Annotated in this window: 18 protein-coding genes, 1 tRNA gene and 2 pseudogenes; 4 read left to right on the forward strand and 17 right to left on the reverse strand. The window is 43.0% G+C overall.

Translation table 11 applies throughout. From position 1 onward, the window contains the following. Positions 1–23: 23 nt before the first annotated feature. The 15 genes and pseudogenes from flgL to AC0L6V_RS12370 form a co-directional block, all read right to left on the reverse strand. Entirely contained in the window at positions 24–1,331 is a 1,308-nt protein-coding gene (flgL, locus tag AC0L6V_RS12300) for a flagellar hook-associated protein FlgL (protein ID WP_265218429.1), read from the reverse strand. Between the two features lie 4 nt (positions 1,332–1,335). Further along, complete coding sequence (locus tag AC0L6V_RS12305; protein WP_265218428.1) at positions 1,336–2,253, reverse strand: flagellar basal body rod C-terminal domain-containing protein; 918 nt, start codon at positions 2,251–2,253, stop codon at positions 1,336–1,338. Then, the gene (gene flgK, locus AC0L6V_RS12310; protein WP_418138317.1) at positions 2,240–3,313 is read right to left on the reverse strand and encodes a flagellar hook-associated protein FlgK; all 1,074 of its coding nucleotides are present in this window, start codon (positions 3,311–3,313) and stop codon (positions 2,240–2,242) included. Before flgK ends, AC0L6V_RS12305 begins: the two co-directional genes overlap by 14 nt. 92 nt (positions 3,314–3,405) lie before the next feature. Further along, positions 3,406–4,410, reverse strand: coding sequence for a flagellar assembly peptidoglycan hydrolase FlgJ (gene flgJ, locus AC0L6V_RS12315; RefSeq protein WP_409418592.1), 1,005 nt, complete (start codon positions 4,408–4,410; stop codon positions 3,406–3,408). 13 nt (positions 4,411–4,423) lie between these two features. Beyond that, positions 4,424–5,512, reverse strand: a complete 1,089-nt coding sequence (locus tag AC0L6V_RS12320) for a flagellar basal body P-ring protein FlgI (RefSeq protein ID WP_265218425.1) — start codon at positions 5,510–5,512, stop codon at positions 4,424–4,426. 50 nt (positions 5,513–5,562) lie between these two features. Further along, positions 5,563–6,408: a flagellar basal body L-ring protein FlgH gene (locus AC0L6V_RS12325; protein WP_265218424.1), complete on the reverse strand. Its 846-nt coding sequence runs from the start codon at positions 6,406–6,408 to the stop codon at positions 5,563–5,565. Between the two features lie 13 nt (positions 6,409–6,421). After that, positions 6,422–7,207 (reverse strand): flagellar basal-body rod protein FlgG, encoded by a 786-nt coding sequence (flgG, locus tag AC0L6V_RS12330; RefSeq protein WP_409418593.1) that lies wholly within the window; start codon positions 7,205–7,207, stop codon positions 6,422–6,424. A gap of 45 nt (positions 7,208–7,252) precedes the next feature. Beyond that, a complete protein-coding gene (gene flgF, locus AC0L6V_RS12335; RefSeq protein ID WP_265218423.1) occupies positions 7,253–7,996 on the reverse strand; it encodes a flagellar basal-body rod protein FlgF in 744 nt (247 codons plus the stop codon). Between the two features lie 138 nt (positions 7,997–8,134). Continuing rightward, positions 8,135–8,221, reverse strand: coding sequence for a flagellar basal body rod C-terminal domain-containing protein (locus AC0L6V_RS12340; RefSeq protein WP_265219383.1), 87 nt, complete (start codon positions 8,219–8,221; stop codon positions 8,135–8,137). 41 nt (positions 8,222–8,262) lie between these two features. Next, complete coding sequence (locus AC0L6V_RS12345; protein WP_265218422.1) at positions 8,263–9,831, reverse strand: flagellar hook-basal body complex protein; 1,569 nt, start codon at positions 9,829–9,831, stop codon at positions 8,263–8,265. 12 nt (positions 9,832–9,843) lie between these two features. Continuing rightward, positions 9,844–10,554, reverse strand: coding sequence for a flagellar hook assembly protein FlgD (locus AC0L6V_RS12350; RefSeq protein ID WP_265218421.1), 711 nt, complete (start codon positions 10,552–10,554; stop codon positions 9,844–9,846). A gap of 10 nt (positions 10,555–10,564) precedes the next feature. Continuing rightward, complete coding sequence (gene flgC / locus AC0L6V_RS12355) at positions 10,565–11,014, reverse strand: flagellar basal body rod protein FlgC (RefSeq protein WP_265218420.1); 450 nt, start codon at positions 11,012–11,014, stop codon at positions 10,565–10,567. A gap of 5 nt (positions 11,015–11,019) precedes the next feature. Then, complete coding sequence (flgB, locus tag AC0L6V_RS12360) at positions 11,020–11,412, reverse strand: flagellar basal body rod protein FlgB (protein ID WP_265218419.1); 393 nt, start codon at positions 11,410–11,412, stop codon at positions 11,020–11,022. Positions 11,413–11,625: 213 nt separating this feature from the next. After that, a pseudogene (locus AC0L6V_RS12365) lies at positions 11,626–12,463 on the reverse strand (CheR family methyltransferase). A gap of 58 nt (positions 12,464–12,521) precedes the next feature. Continuing rightward, positions 12,522–13,452 (reverse strand): annotated as a pseudogene (locus AC0L6V_RS12370) (chemotaxis protein CheV). Positions 13,453–13,592: 140 nt separating this feature from the next. Here AC0L6V_RS12370 and flgA point away from each other — a divergent pair. The 4 genes from flgA (at position 13,593) to AC0L6V_RS12390 (ending at position 15,383) form a co-directional block, all read left to right on the forward strand. Further along, positions 13,593–14,285 carry a flagellar basal body P-ring formation chaperone FlgA gene (gene flgA, locus AC0L6V_RS12375; RefSeq protein WP_265218417.1) on the forward strand — a complete coding sequence of 231 codons (693 nt, stop codon included), beginning with the start codon at positions 13,593–13,595 and terminating at the stop codon, positions 14,283–14,285. Between the two features lie 112 nt (positions 14,286–14,397). Next, the gene (flgM, locus tag AC0L6V_RS12380; protein WP_265218416.1) at positions 14,398–14,709 is read left to right on the forward strand and encodes a flagellar biosynthesis anti-sigma factor FlgM; all 312 of its coding nucleotides are present in this window, start codon (positions 14,398–14,400) and stop codon (positions 14,707–14,709) included. A 37-nt stretch (positions 14,710–14,746) separates the two neighbouring features. Then, positions 14,747–15,226, forward strand: a complete 480-nt coding sequence (locus AC0L6V_RS12385) for a flagella synthesis protein FlgN (protein WP_265218415.1) — start codon at positions 14,747–14,749, stop codon at positions 15,224–15,226. Between the two features lie 81 nt (positions 15,227–15,307). Beyond that, positions 15,308–15,383: transfer RNA gene (locus AC0L6V_RS12390), tRNA-Arg, on the forward strand. A 75-nt stretch (positions 15,384–15,458) separates the two neighbouring features. Here the strand turns inward: AC0L6V_RS12390 and AC0L6V_RS12395 are convergent. Next, positions 15,459–15,866, reverse strand: a complete 408-nt coding sequence (locus AC0L6V_RS12395) for an OsmC family protein (protein WP_265218414.1) — start codon at positions 15,864–15,866, stop codon at positions 15,459–15,461. Positions 15,867–15,909: 43 nt separating this feature from the next. After that, positions 15,910–16,725, reverse strand: coding sequence for an indole-3-glycerol phosphate synthase TrpC (trpC, locus tag AC0L6V_RS12400; RefSeq protein ID WP_265218413.1), 816 nt, complete (start codon positions 16,723–16,725; stop codon positions 15,910–15,912). Positions 16,726–16,754 lie beyond the last annotated feature (29 nt).

The following is a 16,754-nucleotide window of genomic DNA, read 5'->3' on the forward strand; positions in this document are numbered from 1 at the left end:
ATTTTTATATCATACCTTGGTGATTACATCTTATTAAAAAGGGAAAGGTTATTCATGCGAGTAAACACCTTTTGTGAAGCACTAAGCGCAGACTCTTTCATGGTTAGCTCCGTTGCCGCCGCTGCAATATCTAAACCGCCAATACGGTCTTGCGCAACATTGTTTGATAACTGATTCGCTGAGCTAAAACCAGTCCTGTCTTGCAAAATATTCAATCTAGCGCCTACAGAAGATCGACCTTCACTGACTTTTCTTTGCGCATTATTAATACTGACCGTCGCATCAAAAAAAGCCATTTGACGCTCATCGTTACTAGACGATAAATCACTCAATACCGCCAAACTATCGTTTATTTCGTTCAATACATTGTCTCTTCTTGGTTTATCCAAAGAGATATCAACCACTGCGCCTGGTGCCCCCTTTAGCAAAAATGTCATACCAGCAAAGGCAATAGGTTTCCCAGCAGTATAAGATCCAGAAGACACAACCTCTCCGAGGCTATTGGTAATGCTATAAGAACCAGGTGTACCATCAAACGCTCGACGACGATCCTCATCTGCTTTGGTGTCTGATCCTGTAGAGGCTTCTATAGGGTCAGCTACTGCACCTTCAGCAAGGATTGGCTGCGTAGTCAAACGATATTGATTAGCAGTAGGGTTTTGAGGGTCATAATAGTCTTCAACAAATTGATTAAAGTCGCCATGGTGTTTTACTTTGGCTGTAAGGGACACATCGCCAGCTGACACCTGAGATGAAAAGGTTCGACTGGTCCAAACATCTTGAAACAACTTTTTCCCAGAGTCTGAAACGGGAATTTTCATATCTTCCGAGATTTGGGCAAATTTTTGACCCTCATTCCCTGCCCACTCATAACGGCCATCACTATTTAATATGAAAGGTGGACCTTGTGTATCAGTTCCCGCAAAAATATAGTTACCATCAGCACTCTTTGAATTCATCAGCTCTGCCATTGAACCCGTAATTAAGGCTATTTCTTGTACTATTGCATCTACATCCGCTTGAGTATTGATATCGTTTTGTGCCTGCATGAAAAGCGTACGAACATCGTCTAAAGAATCGTTCAGACTTTCTAAAGCCACTTCTTGATATTCTAGATGACTAGTCGCCATTTTTATCGATTCATCATATATCTTTAGACTATTGTTACTACCTTCATACATCAATATTTGGCTGGCACCGACTGGGTTATCACTCGGCCTAACAATATCGGTTTGCGCAGAAATCTTTTCTTGCGCATTCAGAATTTTTTCGTTCGCTTGACCAATCGCTCTGCTGGACTGACTATAAATGAGATTATTCGTCACTCGCATAAATCTACCTCATGATCCCTAATAGCGTTTCAAACGTTGTACGTGCAGCCGTCACCACCTGAGCTGAGGCAGAATAAGATTGCTGGTACTTCATAAGATTCACCGCTTCTTCATCAAGGCTCACTGCCGACAATCTGTCTCGACGATTGATACTATCATTCATAATCACTTCACTGGATTTTGCATGCCCAGCGGATTCAGCCGTCTTAGTTCCAACATACGAAATAAAGCCCGCAAACGCTTTTGTTAGGCTGGCTTTACCTTCGACTAATGCTTGGTTCTGTAGATTAATTAACGCCAAGCCGTTGACATTATCTGATGGCCCCACATCCTCCGTACTAATAGAAAACTCATCCCCCTGCTGAGGCATGGATGAAATTGACACATCAAACCCCGCCTCTTTTGCCAGCCCTGCCTGCTCTAGTAAATTACTGTACTGAAAAACATTATTCACAGATGCAATCTCAGTCCCTGATGCATCACGAACCACATAAGAACTAGGAGAAGTAAAATAAATCTGATGAGGCGCACTGGGATAAAGCGAACCATCGGCTGCAAATGCAGAAGAATCTGGCTTTGTATTCGACACAGAAGACACAGATATTCTCGCATCAGATAAGTTATCTGAACTGGTCGTCGCCCCTACAGGTGCACTCAACGCAAGTGCATCCCCATTTTTTGCGTGCAGACTCAGATTAGCAGCGGCGCCAGCTGTTGGCGTAAAACGAAACACATCGTCTTGATCAAAAGCATTCAGATCACCTACACGAATATCAAGACCCAGTTCTTCTATTTTGTAATACCCATGACGATCCGGAGTCATATTCGCCAAATCAAACACGGTCGATTGCCCCACAGCTTTATCATTTAAATCGTATTTTGTAATAGCAAAACGATTATCATCGGTTCTACTGAGCCTCATAAGTATCTGTGGTGATTTTGGACGCTTCTCCAGAAGAGACTCGTACCGAAAAATTAGGTAATTTCTGGATATTGTCTTTACTAGAATATATATCTATCCGACCCAAAGAAAATAAATCTCGGCCAAATTCACCATTAGCATCCAATCCCTTCGCATTCTGAGTATTCATAGCATCCGCAATCGCGATAGCATGCTGCCCTAAAGTACGATCTGCGTATTCGCTAAACTCGGAGCGAAAATCTACCATGCCACCAACGCTCCCCCCTAAGCTTTCGGTTTTTAAACCAACATTGTAATCACCAAAACTCAATACAAAATCCATTCTTTTGGGATTTAACGAATTTTGAATCACTTTCAGTTCCGTTGGATTTTGATCCATGACCAAAGGCTGACCATTCATCAATTGAATCGTCATTAAGCCTTTATCATTGAACTGAGCATTGATGTCTAAATATTTAGAGAGATCTTTTGCCAACAATTCCTGTTGATCTCGTAGTTCATTCGCAGACGAAGAGGACAGACCTTCTTCTCGTAAGATTTTACTGTTTAAATCCGAGATTTTAGTGGTGATGGCATTGACATCAGTCAATGACGATGACAACTGTTCGTCAACCAAATTTTCCTGATCTTTTACCAAACCTGACAAGGTTTTATACTGGCTCACCAGATTGTTTAAACTAGAGTAAGCAAGCTCCCTAAGGGATGACGAGGTTGGATCATTGTTTGCATTTTGCAGTGCGCTGAATGTCTTATTCAAATAACCCGTTAAAGAAACGCTGTCTTCGGCAAGCAAGCTATCTGACATTGTCATCAAGGAATGATAAGTATCATGATAAGAGAAGTCCGATGTGTCCGCTCGCACTTGTGCACTCACAAAATTGTCAACAAGACGAGCTGTATCACGAATGACAACACCACCGAGGGGCGAGCTAGCGGTATCCGTTCTTTGACGGCTATAGCCCTCAGTATCCACATTGGCCGTATTCTGCCCTGTCGTATTAATACGGGCATTACTGGACTGTAGTCCAGATAAACCAATTGAATATAAATTTGAGCCCATAGCTCACACCCCTAGTGCGTTTGTCGAAGATAACCTTTCGTGTTATCGGCTATCTATGCAAAAACTTTACCAAAGATAATAATTGCGTCATTTTATTGCGGTAAGCCTTTGAACCACTTACTAGAAAGGATGCTATCTATTTTATCGGAGTACTTAGGATCTGTTGCATAACCACCTTTTTGCAGAGAAGCGGCAAACATTGATGCGTCATCTCCAGCTTTAAGGGCATCTTTATACCGCTCACTTGATGAGAGGAAATCTGCATAATCTTCAAAACTCTGAGAAAAAGAGTCATATGCTCTAAACGCGGCCTTTTCTCGTTTTGCTACGCCATCACGAAATTCTAATGTATTGACCACAGCGCGATCTCCTTGCCAGCGACTGTCTGCCTTGATGCCGAACAAATTAAAACTCGCCGTACCGTTCTCTTTGGCAATAGGGTATTTCCCCCACCCCGTTTCCAAAGCCGCCTGCGCAAGCACTGCCTTCGGGTTAACACCTAACTTTTGTGCCGCACGCTGAGCATGAGGCCACAGGTGCTCAACAAATTCATCTGGAGAGTCAAATACAACGGAAATAGCCGATGGCGAAGGTTGATTTGAGCGTTCTGTAACTTGAGTGACGTTCTGTGATTGTTGCTTCGCTTCTTGCTGCACAGATTCAATAAATTCTGTGGAAGCACGATGAGCCAGAGCCTGAATCCTAGCCAGATCTTGCTTAGCCACCTGATTAAGAAAGTCTGTATCGCCTCGCTCTTTTGCCCCAGGAGAACTGACTCCCCCTTGCTGCTGTGTTTGGTATTGACGAATAAGCGCTTCCGATAAACCAATGCCACCGGACTTGGCTAAACTTTGAGACATCTGGGCATCCATCATCTCTTGATACTGCTTAGTTTGAGCACTTGAAAAAAGATCGCTGCCAATTGCCTCATTCGTGCTGCGCATATTTTTAAGTAACATATTGATAAAGATGGACTCAAACTGTTGAGCAACCACTTCCAGTGCGGCATCAGGGTCTTGCTGAGCTTTCGTTTTTAACGCGGTTAACGTCGAGAAATCAGCAAAAAAATCTTGTTTAGGAGGCACTGAATTCATCATAAAAACTGATCACCTATATCACAACCAAATCCGCATTAATTGCGCCAGCTTGCTTTAAACTTTCCAGAATTGCCATCACATCCCCAGGCGCTGCGCCAACCTGGTTGACAGCTCGAACGATATCATTCAATGAAGCACCAGGGTCAAAGACAAACATACGACCGCTATTAGGAGCAATCTCAATACCCTCGCGAGGCGAGATAATCGTCTCCCCACCCGTTACCGTTCCATCTTGCCCAACCACAGGTGGCGTTTCTCTTATTGTCACAGTCAGACTACCGTGGGTAATTGCGGCGGGAGAGACTTTCACGTGCTGTCCAATAATAATGGTTCCGGTGCGAGAATTCACTACAATCCGCGCCCGCTCCTCAGCCACATCCACTTCAAGATTTTCCAGAATCGATAAAAACGTCACACGCTGACTCGAATCTCTTGGCGCAGATACTCGTATTGACGTTGCGTCTAAAGTCGTAGCAACACCAGGCCCGAGAAGATCATTAATTTTATCTGAAACATGCTTAGCCGTTGTAAAGTCTGGACGATTTAAGTTAAACGTCAAGGTATCACCCGTATTAAAACTACTTGGCACCATGCGCTCTACACTCGCACCGTTTGGTATACGACCCACCGTAGGAACATTGACAGAGGTTCGAGAGCCATCCGTACCATTTGTGCCTAAACCACCAACAATTAGATTACCTTGAGCAATAGCATACACTTCACCGTCAGCCCCTTTTAGGGTAGATAATAATAGCGTCCCACCACGTAGCGCACTGGCGTTACCTATCGACGATGCTGTCACGTCAATTTTTTGTCCTGGTTTTGAAAAAGCAGGCAATGTGGCGGTTAAAGACACCGCCGCGACATTTTTCGACGTCGCGCTGACCCCTTCTGGCAACGTCACACCAAAACGTGACAACATGCTAGCGAAGCTTTGATTGGTAAACGGTGTGCTGTCACCCGTGCCATTTAGACCAATAACCAAGCCATAACCAAATAATTGGTTTTCTCGAACGCCTTGAACACTGGCAATGTCTTTCAACCGATCAGCTTGAACTGAAAAGGACAAGAAATATAAGACAATTAGCGCTGCGTACTTCATCACATCACCTATTGAGAGAAACCAATCTCTCTGCTGTTAGAATCATTAAATTAATAAGGCATGTCGCTAGAATTAAGCAAACGACTTACCCAACCTTGTTCACTTCCAGCCGCCACATCTCCAGTACCGGAATAGGTAATTCTTGCATCAGCAACACGTTCGGAATCCACGGTATTATTTGGGGAAATATCTTGCCGACGCACAATACCTGAGAAACGAATATACTCATCCCCTTGATTTAAACGCAGCCATTTTTCACCACGTACTGCCAAAAGACCGTTTGGATAGGTTCGAAAAACAGTAACTGAAATGGTCCCACTTAAGCTGTTATTTTGATTAGCAGAAGCATTACCTGTGAAATCCGTCCCCTGTTGCGGCAAGGTGGTATCTACTTTCAGCTCTTGGCCTAATACTGTTGGGTTTTCAATTGTAGCTGAAGACGATTTAGACACCGTAGCCGCATTGGCCTTCGTTGACGTTGTCGTTTCATTCAAATTAATTGTTAATATGTCACCAACCTTGCTGGCCTTTTGATCACCAAAAAACACATCGCCCATACTTGTCTGATAAATACCGCCTGTTGGTGCTTGGGAGGGCGTCATACCATTCGGATAAACTGGCGCATAATAAGGGTCATCAGACTGAATCGATTGACTGATTTCTGGTCCATTCAGAGGATCGTTCGGGTCCGGTACATACCCTTTACGCGGCACCTCTGCAGGCTCTTCTGGGGGGTCTTCCTCATCCGTTACAGCATCAACGACGGCATCAGTCACTGCCGCCACCACACCTGCGGCCGCGGCATTGGCAACAGCTTGCTCATTCACATCCCAAGAAAGGCAACCTGACAAGCAAGCACTGAACAACACTAAGAAGGCAAATTTAATCTTCATCATATTCCACACGTTACTATAATTGCTGTATTGCAAAACTCATCATACCGTCGGCCGACGCAATCACTTTCGAATTCATTTCATAAGCTCGCTGGGTGGTAATCATGTTCACTAGCTCTTCAATGGAATTCACATTTGATGCTTCTAACATGCCTTGTGCTATCGTTCCCAACGAATCTGTACCAGGAACACCAACGATCGGTGGACCGCTCGCATTGGTTTCCGTAAATAAATTTTGCCCGGCAGAGTTAAGCCCTGTTGGATTGATAAAACCAGCGATATTAATTGCGCCAACTTGCTGAGCGTCGGCATCACCACTGTTTCGCACTGAGACAATACCATCTTCGGCAATCATGATTTCAACTGCACCTGGATCGATTTGGATCCCTGGCTCAATAACCAAACCACCAGATGACACGAGCTGGCCTTGACTGTTAAGTTGAAGGCTACCATCGCGCGTATACGCGATGGTACCATCGGGCTGTAATACTTGTAAGAAGCCTTTACCTTGGATGGCAATATCAAGCTGCCTATCCGTCATATTGTAATCGCCATTAGAAAAGTCTTTTTGGGTCGCGCCTACTTTTACCCCTGTACCTAATTGCAGGCCTGATGGTAATTCCGCATTCTGAGCACTCAGACCACCGGGTGCACGAACGGTTTTGTACATGAGATCTTCAAATACCGCCCTGTCTTTTTTAAACGCCGTCGTTGAAACGTTTGCCAAGTTGTTGGCGACAACGTTTAACTGCTTATCCATGGCACTTAAACCCGTTTTACTGACCCACAATGCTGAATTCATAATTGCCTCTTTTACATTCCGTTATTCGTTATAAATTGATGATACTTAAGCCGAGCGCTGTAAAATTCGAGCAGAAGAATCTGCATTATCTCGAATCGTATCCATCATTTTCACATTCATTTCAAAGCGTCGCGCAAGGTTCATAATGTGTGTCATCTCTTCAACAGCATTCACGTTACTACCTTCAATAAATCCACTCGCTAACTGGACGTTTGGATCAGGATCAAATTCTTGCCCATCCCGAGAATGTATTAAACCGTCTTCTTCTTTGCGTAAGTTCTGTGGGTCTGGATTAACCAACTTAATCTGGTTAAGTACCGCCACTTCATTCTCGGCCCCGCCTTGAGGCACAATAGAAATAGAACCGTCTGCGGTAATGTTAATACTGCTAAACGGTGGTAAAAAAATAGGACCACCCACACCGGCAACAGGCAAACCTCGTCCTGTTACCAATTGTCCAGCGGCATTAATTTGCAAGTCGCCAGCTCGAGTATAGGCTTCCTGACCACTCTCATCGTATACAGCAATAAAGCCATCGCCTGCCACCGCAACATCTAAATTTCTACCCGTTTGAATCATGTCACCTTGAGTATATCGTGTCGCTGGATTTTCGGTCATTGCATACACACGGCTAGGATAATAATCCCCATAGACCTGCATAGAACGGGCCTGTTCGAAATCAGAACGAAAACCTGTTGTACTGACATTTGCCAAGTTGTTAGCGTGTATTGTTTGAGCGTTCATGGTTTGTACACCACCACTCATTGCCAAATATAAGGCCTTATCCACCGCGATACTCCTCAAAAATTCACATCACATGATTAACTACTATCAAAAATCGTACCAACTTATAAAGAACATAAAAAAGGCAAAAAAAAGCCGGAACAGCAAAGCCGTTCCGGCACCAAATCTTCTCTCTCCAGAAAACTAGCGGAGGTTAATAATCGTCTGTGTTACCGTATTTTCGGTTTCTAATGTTTTACTGTTTGCTTGATAATTACGCTGCGCCTCAATAAGCGCAACAAGCTCAGACGTTAAATCAACGTTAGACTCTTCTAACGCCCCCCTTGAATTTTTCCGAACGTTCCCGTATTGGGGCGCCCTATATCAGCAGGGCCAGAACCCTTGCTTGCCAACCAAGTAGTGTGTCCAGACGGCATAAGACCGTCAGTACTGTCAAATGTTGCCAAGGCGATCTGGCCAAGAGTTGCCGTTTGCTGGTTGGTATAATTGGCCATCAAAAAGCCATCACTATCGAATGACACACCTTGCAACTCACCAGCTGAAAAACCATTTTGTTCAAAACTGTCTGTATTATTTAAAGCAAACTGCGTCGAACCCTTTAAGTCTAATGGTGTAATTTGACCACGATTGGTCGGATCCAATCCCATAACTTCTAATGTAATCGGCTGCGGAACACCAAAAGGTGGAAGCCCACGATACACTCCCAACAAGTTACCTGCAGGGTCAAAAGAGACGGTTGTATTTTTCTCTAAAAAGCGTGTATCTGCACCACTAAATGGATCTACATAACTTTCCTTTCCATCCAGAGTGACTCGAAGTTCGTAGGTATTATTTTCTCCCTGCTTAATAAAATAATAACCCATAGTGTGCGGTTCGCCCAAAGAGTCAAAAACCGTTCTGGTATTACCATAATTGTACGTTTCAGGACTTAATGGATCAAACACTTCTCGGGCCACCGCGATAGGTTCTCGCACCTCTTCTGGCGCAAGAGTTGAAGCAATCGCCACACCTCCTAATGTGCCAGCAACGGCTAAAGGTGTTTTTGTTGCCGCAGCGATCTCTGCTTCACCAGGCGCTGCAGCACCAAGATATAGAAGCTCAAATGGCTGCTCTTCTACACCATCACCGTTATAATCCGTACCGCCTTCTGCAGAGTTAAAAGTAGCAAACGTTTCACCTAGGAACGCTGCACCTGTTTCATCTGTCAAATTACCATCCACTGTCGCATGAACTTTATAGGTGTTCGGCAACTCACTTTTTGAATAATAGTAAGTCACTATATGACTTTGTCCGTTCCCATCGGCAATACCCTGAGTTTGCGTAAAGTTATAGGTATCTGGATTCAATGGGTCAAAATCAGCTCGAATAAATGCCGGAACATCATCATTTTCTGAGTTTAAATTTACCTTTAACTCCATTGCTGTGGTTGGCTCTGGTGGGATCCTATCCGTTGGTACCTTTAAGTCTTCCAAATTACCACCAACAACACCATCAACCGCATTAAACCCCAAAACATTACTGCCGTTATTAGTGACCAAAAAGCCATCTTCATCAAGCTTAAAGTTACCAGCACGGGTGTAGGATTGAGCAATACCGGAATCTAAAATAAAGAAACCACTACCATCAACGGCAAGGTCAAGGTTGTTATCCGTATAAGATATGTTGCCAGCGGAAAACTCTTGAGAAACCTTACTCACACTGACACCGGAGCCAATAGTATTACCACTCCCAGCACCAAGAACACTCGTGTTATATAGGTCGTCAAATTCAATACGTGACTTTTTAAAGCCTGTCGTATCGGCGTTGGCAATGTTATTACCTGTCACACTTAAATAATCAGCAGAAGCTTTAATGCCAGACAGTGCAGTATTGAATCCCATGATGCTCTCCAATTACCCTAATATTTCTAATTCATTCGTAAGTTTGATCTTGCCGTGGTTTTCCACGTTTAAAACCGTACCGTTCTCGCCATTAATGGTGACACCCTGGATGCGCGCTGGAAGCTGAGTCGTCATTGACGATACTTCGCCCTTCTCATCCGTTGAAGATGCGGCAAAACGATATTCACCAGGCGGCAAGGGATTTCCGTCATCACCTAACTTGTCCCATTTAAATTCCCCTGAATCCAGCGCAGCAGTGCGAACTAAACGATTATCAGCATCGTATATTTTCAGTGTTGCGGCTTTGGAGTTCTCTGGTATTACTGTTCTTAACTGAACCGTTTCAAGACCGTCGGTTACTTTCACTTTACTTCCGTCCATAAGAATAGACTTACCCACCAGTGTAGACGCACTAAGCGCCTGATTGGAGGTGAGCGAAGTGGCCATGCTTTCTAATTGATCCGAAATACTCGTCAACCTCTCCAAAGAACTAAACTGAGACATTTGCGCCACCATGTCATTCGCATCTTGCGGAGACGTCGGGTCTTGACCTTTGAGCTGCTCAATGTATAGCTTCAAAAACACATTTTGATCGGCTAATGCTCCCGCCTCTTCTGTTTTTGATACATCTGGCTTTTCAATGCCAGCCTTGGATTTAGCAGCGTCTGTGCCATATTGGGAAATTAACCCACCAAGACCTTTGCTATCAGATATATTTGCCATCTATCAGCTCCTATGACTGACCAAGCGTGAGCATTTTTTGCATCATACTTTTCGCTGAGTTCATAATTTCTACGTTTGTCTGAAAGGATCTGGAAGCTGACATCATATCCGCCATTTCTTCCATCGGATTTACGTTAGGGTAAAAAACATAGCCCTCTTCATTCGCCATCGGGTGATCTGGTTCATACCTTGGCTGCAACGGCGCGTTTGACTCCACTATGCCGTCCACCTTCACTCCGACACCTGCACCACTGTTATCGGTATTAACATTGCCCCAGCCGTTTTCGCGCATACTGTCATTCATCATTTCTGAAAATACGGGCTTGCGAGCACGATATGTTTGATCCGCTGAACTGGCGGCACTGTCTACGTTTGCCATATTACTTGCAATCGTATTCAAACGAACCGTTTGGGCGCTCATCGCAGACCCAGAAATAGTAAAAATATTACTCAATGACATGGCTATTAATTCCCAGTAAGCGCTTTTTTCATACCGCTAATTTTTCTATCCAAGAACATAAAACTCGTATCGAATTGCAATGAGTTTTGCGCATACTCTGCTTGCTCTCTTTGCATATCAACTGTGTTACCGTCTAATGACGGCTGACTCGCATTGCGAAAAAGCAACTCATCCGACTCTCCAGCAGTACTCTCGCCTGATATGTGACGAGAATTTGTACCAGCCAGTTTCAACTTATTACTCTCTGCATTAAATAGTGAATCGAATGAAATATCTCTGGCTTTATAATTTGGCGTATCAGCATTGGCGATGTTATTTGCCAGAACCGCCGCTCTTGCGCTGCGAAACTCAAGCGTTTTATCATGCCCGGCAAATGCACTTGCAAAAGATATAGCCATTCGACCCTCAAAAATAATTTATTAACTTGATCGATATAAAGCAATTATAATGCCAAAAACAAAAACCCTTTAAATTCATATACTTAAAAAATAAAAATAAACAAACGGCAAAAAGCGGCAATCACTAAAAGACATAATACAGAAACAAAAAAGCCCATCGATTACTCGGATGGGCTCTTAAATACAGAATAGAAATAAATGTAAACGGAAATACTATAAAGATTTGGCCTTGTAGACTATCCCTGGGTGACACTGCACTATTTCAAAATAGTCTGACAGACCACTGAGTGCTTCTGAACCACCAAGAAACAAATACCCTCCAGGCTTCAAGCAAGCGTGCATTCTCTTCAAAATATCCAACTTAAGATCAACAGTAAAATAGATCAGCACATTTCGACAAAAAATCACGTCAAACTTACCCAAAGTAGAGAAGGATTCAATAAGATTCAAATACTTAAACTCAACCCGAGCGCTTAAATGCGGTTTGATCTTCCATGTTAGGTCATTTATCTTATCAAAATAGCGTCTTTGTAAGTCCGGCCCAAGACCACGTGCAATAGCCAAGCTATCGTATTCACCCTGCTTAGCGTGCTGAAGGATATTCGTACAAATATCGGTCGCTACTATTTTTTCACCTGCTTTTAACACACCAGGACGAGCCGATTTAAATTCGTCTATCACCATACTGATAGAATAAGGCTCTTGACCTGTTGATGAGGCTGCCGACCAAATTCTAAGAGGGCCTGATGTCATTTCAGGCAACACCCTATCTTTTAAAATTGTAAACGGGTGAATATCTCTAAACCAAAGCGTTTCGTTCGTTGTCATCGCATTAATGACTTCTTCTTTTAGTTTAGAGGCTCCCATATTTTTCCAAGGCATCAACAAGTTGCTCAATCTTAGAAAAGCCTTCTCTCTCCAGCACTTTTCCCAGACGACTGGCAACCAGATATTGCTTGTTATCACTCAGCGAAATGCCACAAGCTTTCTGCAGATAGTCCCTGAACCTAATATAGCCATTAGGTGTAATTGCATTTGTACTACTGAGCATTAAAACTCCATATTTTACAGGTTCCATTTAAGGCTAGACAAAGCGTCCAGCCCAACCATTATTCAGACTGAACCTGCACTGTTTCTATTGCTAATCGAGCCAGCTCATCTGGCTGAAATTTCGCCAAGAAACCATCTGCCCCAACTTTCTTAACCATTGATTCGTTAAAAACACCACTTAATGATGTATGAAGAAGAATAAATAAGTCTTGTAGACGGCTATCATTACGAATTGAAGTCGTTAACGTGTATCCATCCATCTCTGGCATTTCTATATCAGAAATCACCATAGAAAACTCTTTCGTCACATCCTTACCTTCCGCCACCATGTTTTGAAGATAAGTAAGCGCTTCTCGCCCATCACAAAGAACCGTTGTTGCAAAACCGACTTGCTCCATACAACGCTTAATCTGCTTACGTGCCACAGAAGAATCATCAACTATGAGTATATGATGTTTCTGCGCATTTTCTGTGACACCTGCATTGACAATACCTTCAGAGATATCTTGGCGAGTAGGCGCCACTTCGGAAAGGATTTGCTCAACATCAATAATCTCAACCATCTCTTTATCAACCTGACAAACGGCGGTTAAATAATTGTCATTTGACAAACCTTTTGGTGGCGGCTGAATATCGCTCCAGTTCATGTTGACAATACGCTCTACACCACGCACTAGAAAACCTTGAATACGACGGTTGTACTCGGTGATAATCACAAAACACTGACTAATGTTTTCCATTGGGCTTCGCCCCAGTCGCTAACCCTAAATCCAAAATAGGTATAGTGCCACCACGAATATGGGCAACGCCTCTCACTACCGGTGAACTATGAGGCATGGTCGTTAACTTAGGGCATTGAAGCACTTCTTTGACTTTAAAGACGTTAATGCCATAAATTTGCTTACCATTTAAGCGAAACAACAGCAATTCAAGTCGGTTTTCTCCTACAAGCTGTGTACGTTGGTTAACAGTATCCAGAACTCCAGCCATAAACGCCTCCAAAATGTGTAAACATTATAATGAGGTATCACCTCAAAATTGTTAAAATGCATCATCCAATGATAAAGTGATTTTTACTATTTTACTAACTATCTTATTTATAACCTAATCATAAACAAAGAGAGTGAATCATGCGAATAATAAGGCTAAGCGTAGCCTTCATTTGTTTCCAAACAGGCCTAGTATTCGCCTTATCCACAGAAGAACAAATTAACCACTTCATAGATCGAGTAGAAATTCCTCGGCTATCACAAATATACCCTGAAGCGACGATCAACATTACCTTAAATAATCTCGCGGCTCTCAATTATCTATCCGAATGCGAAGATGACGCAATTCAAATTAGCAACCAAAGACCTGAAGCCGTCAAACGCACGAACTATGAAATCAGCTGTGATTCACCTACGTGGAAATCCTACATACCCGTTACACAAGAAATTCTAATTCCCGCGATAAAGACCACAACACCGATTAACCGTGGACAGGTTATTGACCAATCCAACACAGATATCGGTGACGTTGATATATCAACCCTTAGAGGACAGGTTTTTACCAAAAAGAACCCACCCTATGGCCTCATCGCTTCACGCAACCTTCGTATCAACACCTTCATAACCGACACTCTTATCAACCAACCAACACTGGTAAAAAAAGGCGATATTGTCCTAATTACAGCAAGCAGTGGTACCATTATAGTTAGAATGAATGGCGTTGCATTGGAAAATGGCGTAAAGGGACAACAAATACGTGTCAAAAACACCAGCTCTGAACGAATTATATACGCCAAAGTTGTAACTGACAGTGAGGTTCTTGTAAACTATTGAGTACAGAATGATCGGCGACTTACTAAATGCTTTTTTCTGGGCTTTTCATTAAAGTTTCTGTAGACCCAGCCGACAATATAGACAGGCAAATCATAAAAGGGCGGAAAACCCAATGGCAATACATTTTACAGGTCTATCAAACCAGAGCACAATCAACAAAAGTGAGCGATCGCAAAAAGACGATTCGACTGGTAGTGCGACAGGAAAACAAAGCACAGTGCAAGGTGGTACGTTAGCAGAAGATACCGTTAGACTAAGCGGTACGGCACAAACTTTGCAAAATCAACAATCTAAAATTAACAATTTACCAGACGTCGACATGGCAAAAGTAGAACAGATTAAAAAAGCAATAGCGGCTGGTGAATACAAAATCGATACGCAGAAGCTAGCGAATAATATGGCTTCTATGGACTCGCTATTCTAGACTGTATATTTAATACGGTCTTTAAACGGTCTGTCTTATGATTCCCATTGCCCCTATATTTGTCAGAAGCAAAGAGATATTAGAAAAGCTCTCTTTGCTTCTTGATGATGAACGCCTCGCTTATGGTGAAGTAAACAGCCAAACCATTCTTAGCTTATCAGAGCAAAAGCAGACACTGCTTGATGAAATGAATCAGCTCAATGAAAAAAGAGTTAACGTCCTTATTAAATTCGATATTGTTGACCGAAAAAATCCTACCGAAGAAGCGTTTAAAAAGTGGCTTAGCTTACAAGATAGCTCTATGGATAATGTTCGCCTTCTCATGCAAGAGTGCGACACTCTATTAAGACAATGCAAAACCAAAAACAATACTAACGCTCGTATTTTAAATACGCTGCAAAAACGCAATAAACATCTCTTCGAACTCCTCCAAGGCCACAATAGTAAGAACAAAGTCTATACAGCCAGAGGATCAACTCGCCCTATCAGCAGTAAACACACACTAGGCAGAGCTTAAAAAGTCATACGAATCAATACTATACTGGGTTCGAATTTGTGTTTCAGGCAAAAATAAGGTATAAAACCTTCTTAAAAATACGTCCTCATAGGTAAACGGGATATACCGGCCGCCTCCTAAGCAGCTATTCCAGGTTCGAGTCCTGGTGAGGACACCACTTTTCTATATACCAAGAAAAGCCAGACATAAAAAAAGCGCTTATAAGCGCTTTTTTTATGTCTGGCATAATGGCTTATTCTACGTCGATCACTTCAAAACTATGAACGATTTTCACCCCACCTCTCTCAAGCATAAGAGAAGCAGAACAATACTCTTCTGCGGATAGTTTAACCGCACGGGCAACTACGCTTTCTTTCAAATTACGGCCAGTCACAACAAAATGCACTCGAATTTCAGTAAACACGGCCGGCACAGTATCAGCACGATCAGCATCAATCTGCGCAACGCAGGAAACAACATCCTGGCGAGACTTCTTTAAAATACTCACCACATCATAGGAAGTGCAACCACCAAGCCCTGCCAACAACAGCTCCATAGGTCTTGGCCCAGCCACTTGATTACCGTCAATTTCCACCTTAAAGCCAGAGCCTGTTTCGGCAGTAAAATGCACATCTTCTTGCCAACTCACATTCGCTTTCATATTTTAACCTTATATTATTCAGCCATGACTAAAACTGTCGACACTATGATTGAAACAGCTCAGCTAATTTTTTACCCGGATCATCAGCACGCATAAACGCTTCACCAACCAAAAACGCATGAATCCCTTTTTGACGCATCAAGGCAACGTCATCACGAGTGTGAATACCACTCTCAGTGACGATAAGTCGATCAGAGGGGACATCACGCATTAACTCAAATGTATGATCTAAACTCAGTTCAAAGGTATGAAGGTCCCGATTATTAATACCAAGCAATTCCGTCTGAGTATGCTCTAACGCCAAATCTAACTCGGAACGATTATGCACCTCAACCAAAACATCCATACCCAAATCACGCGCCATTTGATCCAATTCACGTAACTTTTGACCACTTAAACAAGCAGCAATCAGTAAAATACAGTCAGCACCAATCGCCCTAGCTTCAAGAACTTGATATTCATCAACAATAAAGTCCTTGCGAATAACAGGCAATTTACAAGCGGCCCGAGCTTGTACTAAAAACTCTTCGTGGCCTTTAAAAAAATCACTGTCTGTTAAAACTGACAAACAAGCTGCACCGCCTTTTGCATAGGACTTTGCAATATCGGCAGGAATAAAGGGGTTACGTAAGATCCCCTTGCTCGGAGACGCTTGTTTCACTTCAGCAATAACAGCGGCCTTACCAATGGCAATTTGGTGCTTTAAGGCATGAGCAAAACCACGAGGCGCATTATGGACATTCGCCACTGACGCTGCCACTTCTAAGTTTCCGTATGGTGTGTGGGATTTACGCTCCTGAATTTCTTCGTATTTACGAGCGACTATTTTCTTTAAAATGGTCGGAGTTTCTATTTGCATGGATTACTGCTCCTCTCTATTTACAGTGA

The organism is Marinomonas sp. G8-14, from assembly GCF_055808935.1.

Excerpts from the sequence above, each read along its gene's own strand:
- trpC (WP_265218413.1), bottom strand. The coding sequence starts at position 16,725 with ATGCAAATAGAAACTCCGACCATTTTAAAGAAAATAGTCGCTCGTAAA.
- flgM (WP_265218416.1), top strand. The coding sequence starts at position 14,398 with ATGGCAATACATTTTACAGGTCTATCAAACCAGAGCACAATCAACAAA.
- flgK (WP_418138317.1), bottom strand. The coding sequence starts at position 3,313 with ATGGGCTCAAATTTATATTCAATTGGTTTATCTGGACTACAGTCCAGT.
- flgJ (WP_409418592.1), bottom strand. The coding sequence starts at position 4,410 with ATGATGAATTCAGTGCCTCCTAAACAAGATTTTTTTGCTGATTTCTCG.
- AC0L6V_RS12320 (WP_265218425.1), bottom strand. The coding sequence starts at position 5,512 with ATGAAGTACGCAGCGCTAATTGTCTTATATTTCTTGTCCTTTTCAGTT.
- flgA (WP_265218417.1), top strand. The coding sequence starts at position 13,593 with ATGCGAATAATAAGGCTAAGCGTAGCCTTCATTTGTTTCCAAACAGGC.
- AC0L6V_RS12385 (WP_265218415.1), top strand. The coding sequence starts at position 14,747 with ATGATTCCCATTGCCCCTATATTTGTCAGAAGCAAAGAGATATTAGAA.
- AC0L6V_RS12305 (WP_265218428.1), bottom strand. The coding sequence starts at position 2,253 with ATGAGGCTCAGTAGAACCGATGATAATCGTTTTGCTATTACAAAATAC.
- flgB (WP_265218419.1), bottom strand. The coding sequence starts at position 11,412 with ATGGCTATATCTTTTGCAAGTGCATTTGCCGGGCATGATAAAACGCTT.
- AC0L6V_RS12350 (WP_265218421.1), bottom strand. The coding sequence starts at position 10,554 with ATGGCAAATATATCTGATAGCAAAGGTCTTGGTGGGTTAATTTCCCAA.
- AC0L6V_RS12345 (WP_265218422.1), bottom strand. The coding sequence starts at position 9,831 with ATGGGATTCAATACTGCACTGTCTGGCATTAAAGCTTCTGCTGATTAT.
- AC0L6V_RS12325 (WP_265218424.1), bottom strand. The coding sequence starts at position 6,408 with ATGATGAAGATTAAATTTGCCTTCTTAGTGTTGTTCAGTGCTTGCTTG.
- flgG (WP_409418593.1), bottom strand. The coding sequence starts at position 7,207 with ATGAATTCAGCATTGTGGGTCAGTAAAACGGGTTTAAGTGCCATGGAT.
- AC0L6V_RS12395 (WP_265218414.1), bottom strand. The coding sequence starts at position 15,866 with ATGAAAGCGAATGTGAGTTGGCAAGAAGATGTGCATTTTACTGCCGAA.
- flgL (WP_265218429.1), bottom strand. The coding sequence starts at position 1,331 with ATGCGAGTGACGAATAATCTCATTTATAGTCAGTCCAGCAGAGCGATT.
- flgC (WP_265218420.1), bottom strand. The coding sequence starts at position 11,014 with ATGTCATTGAGTAATATTTTTACTATTTCTGGGTCTGCGATGAGCGCC.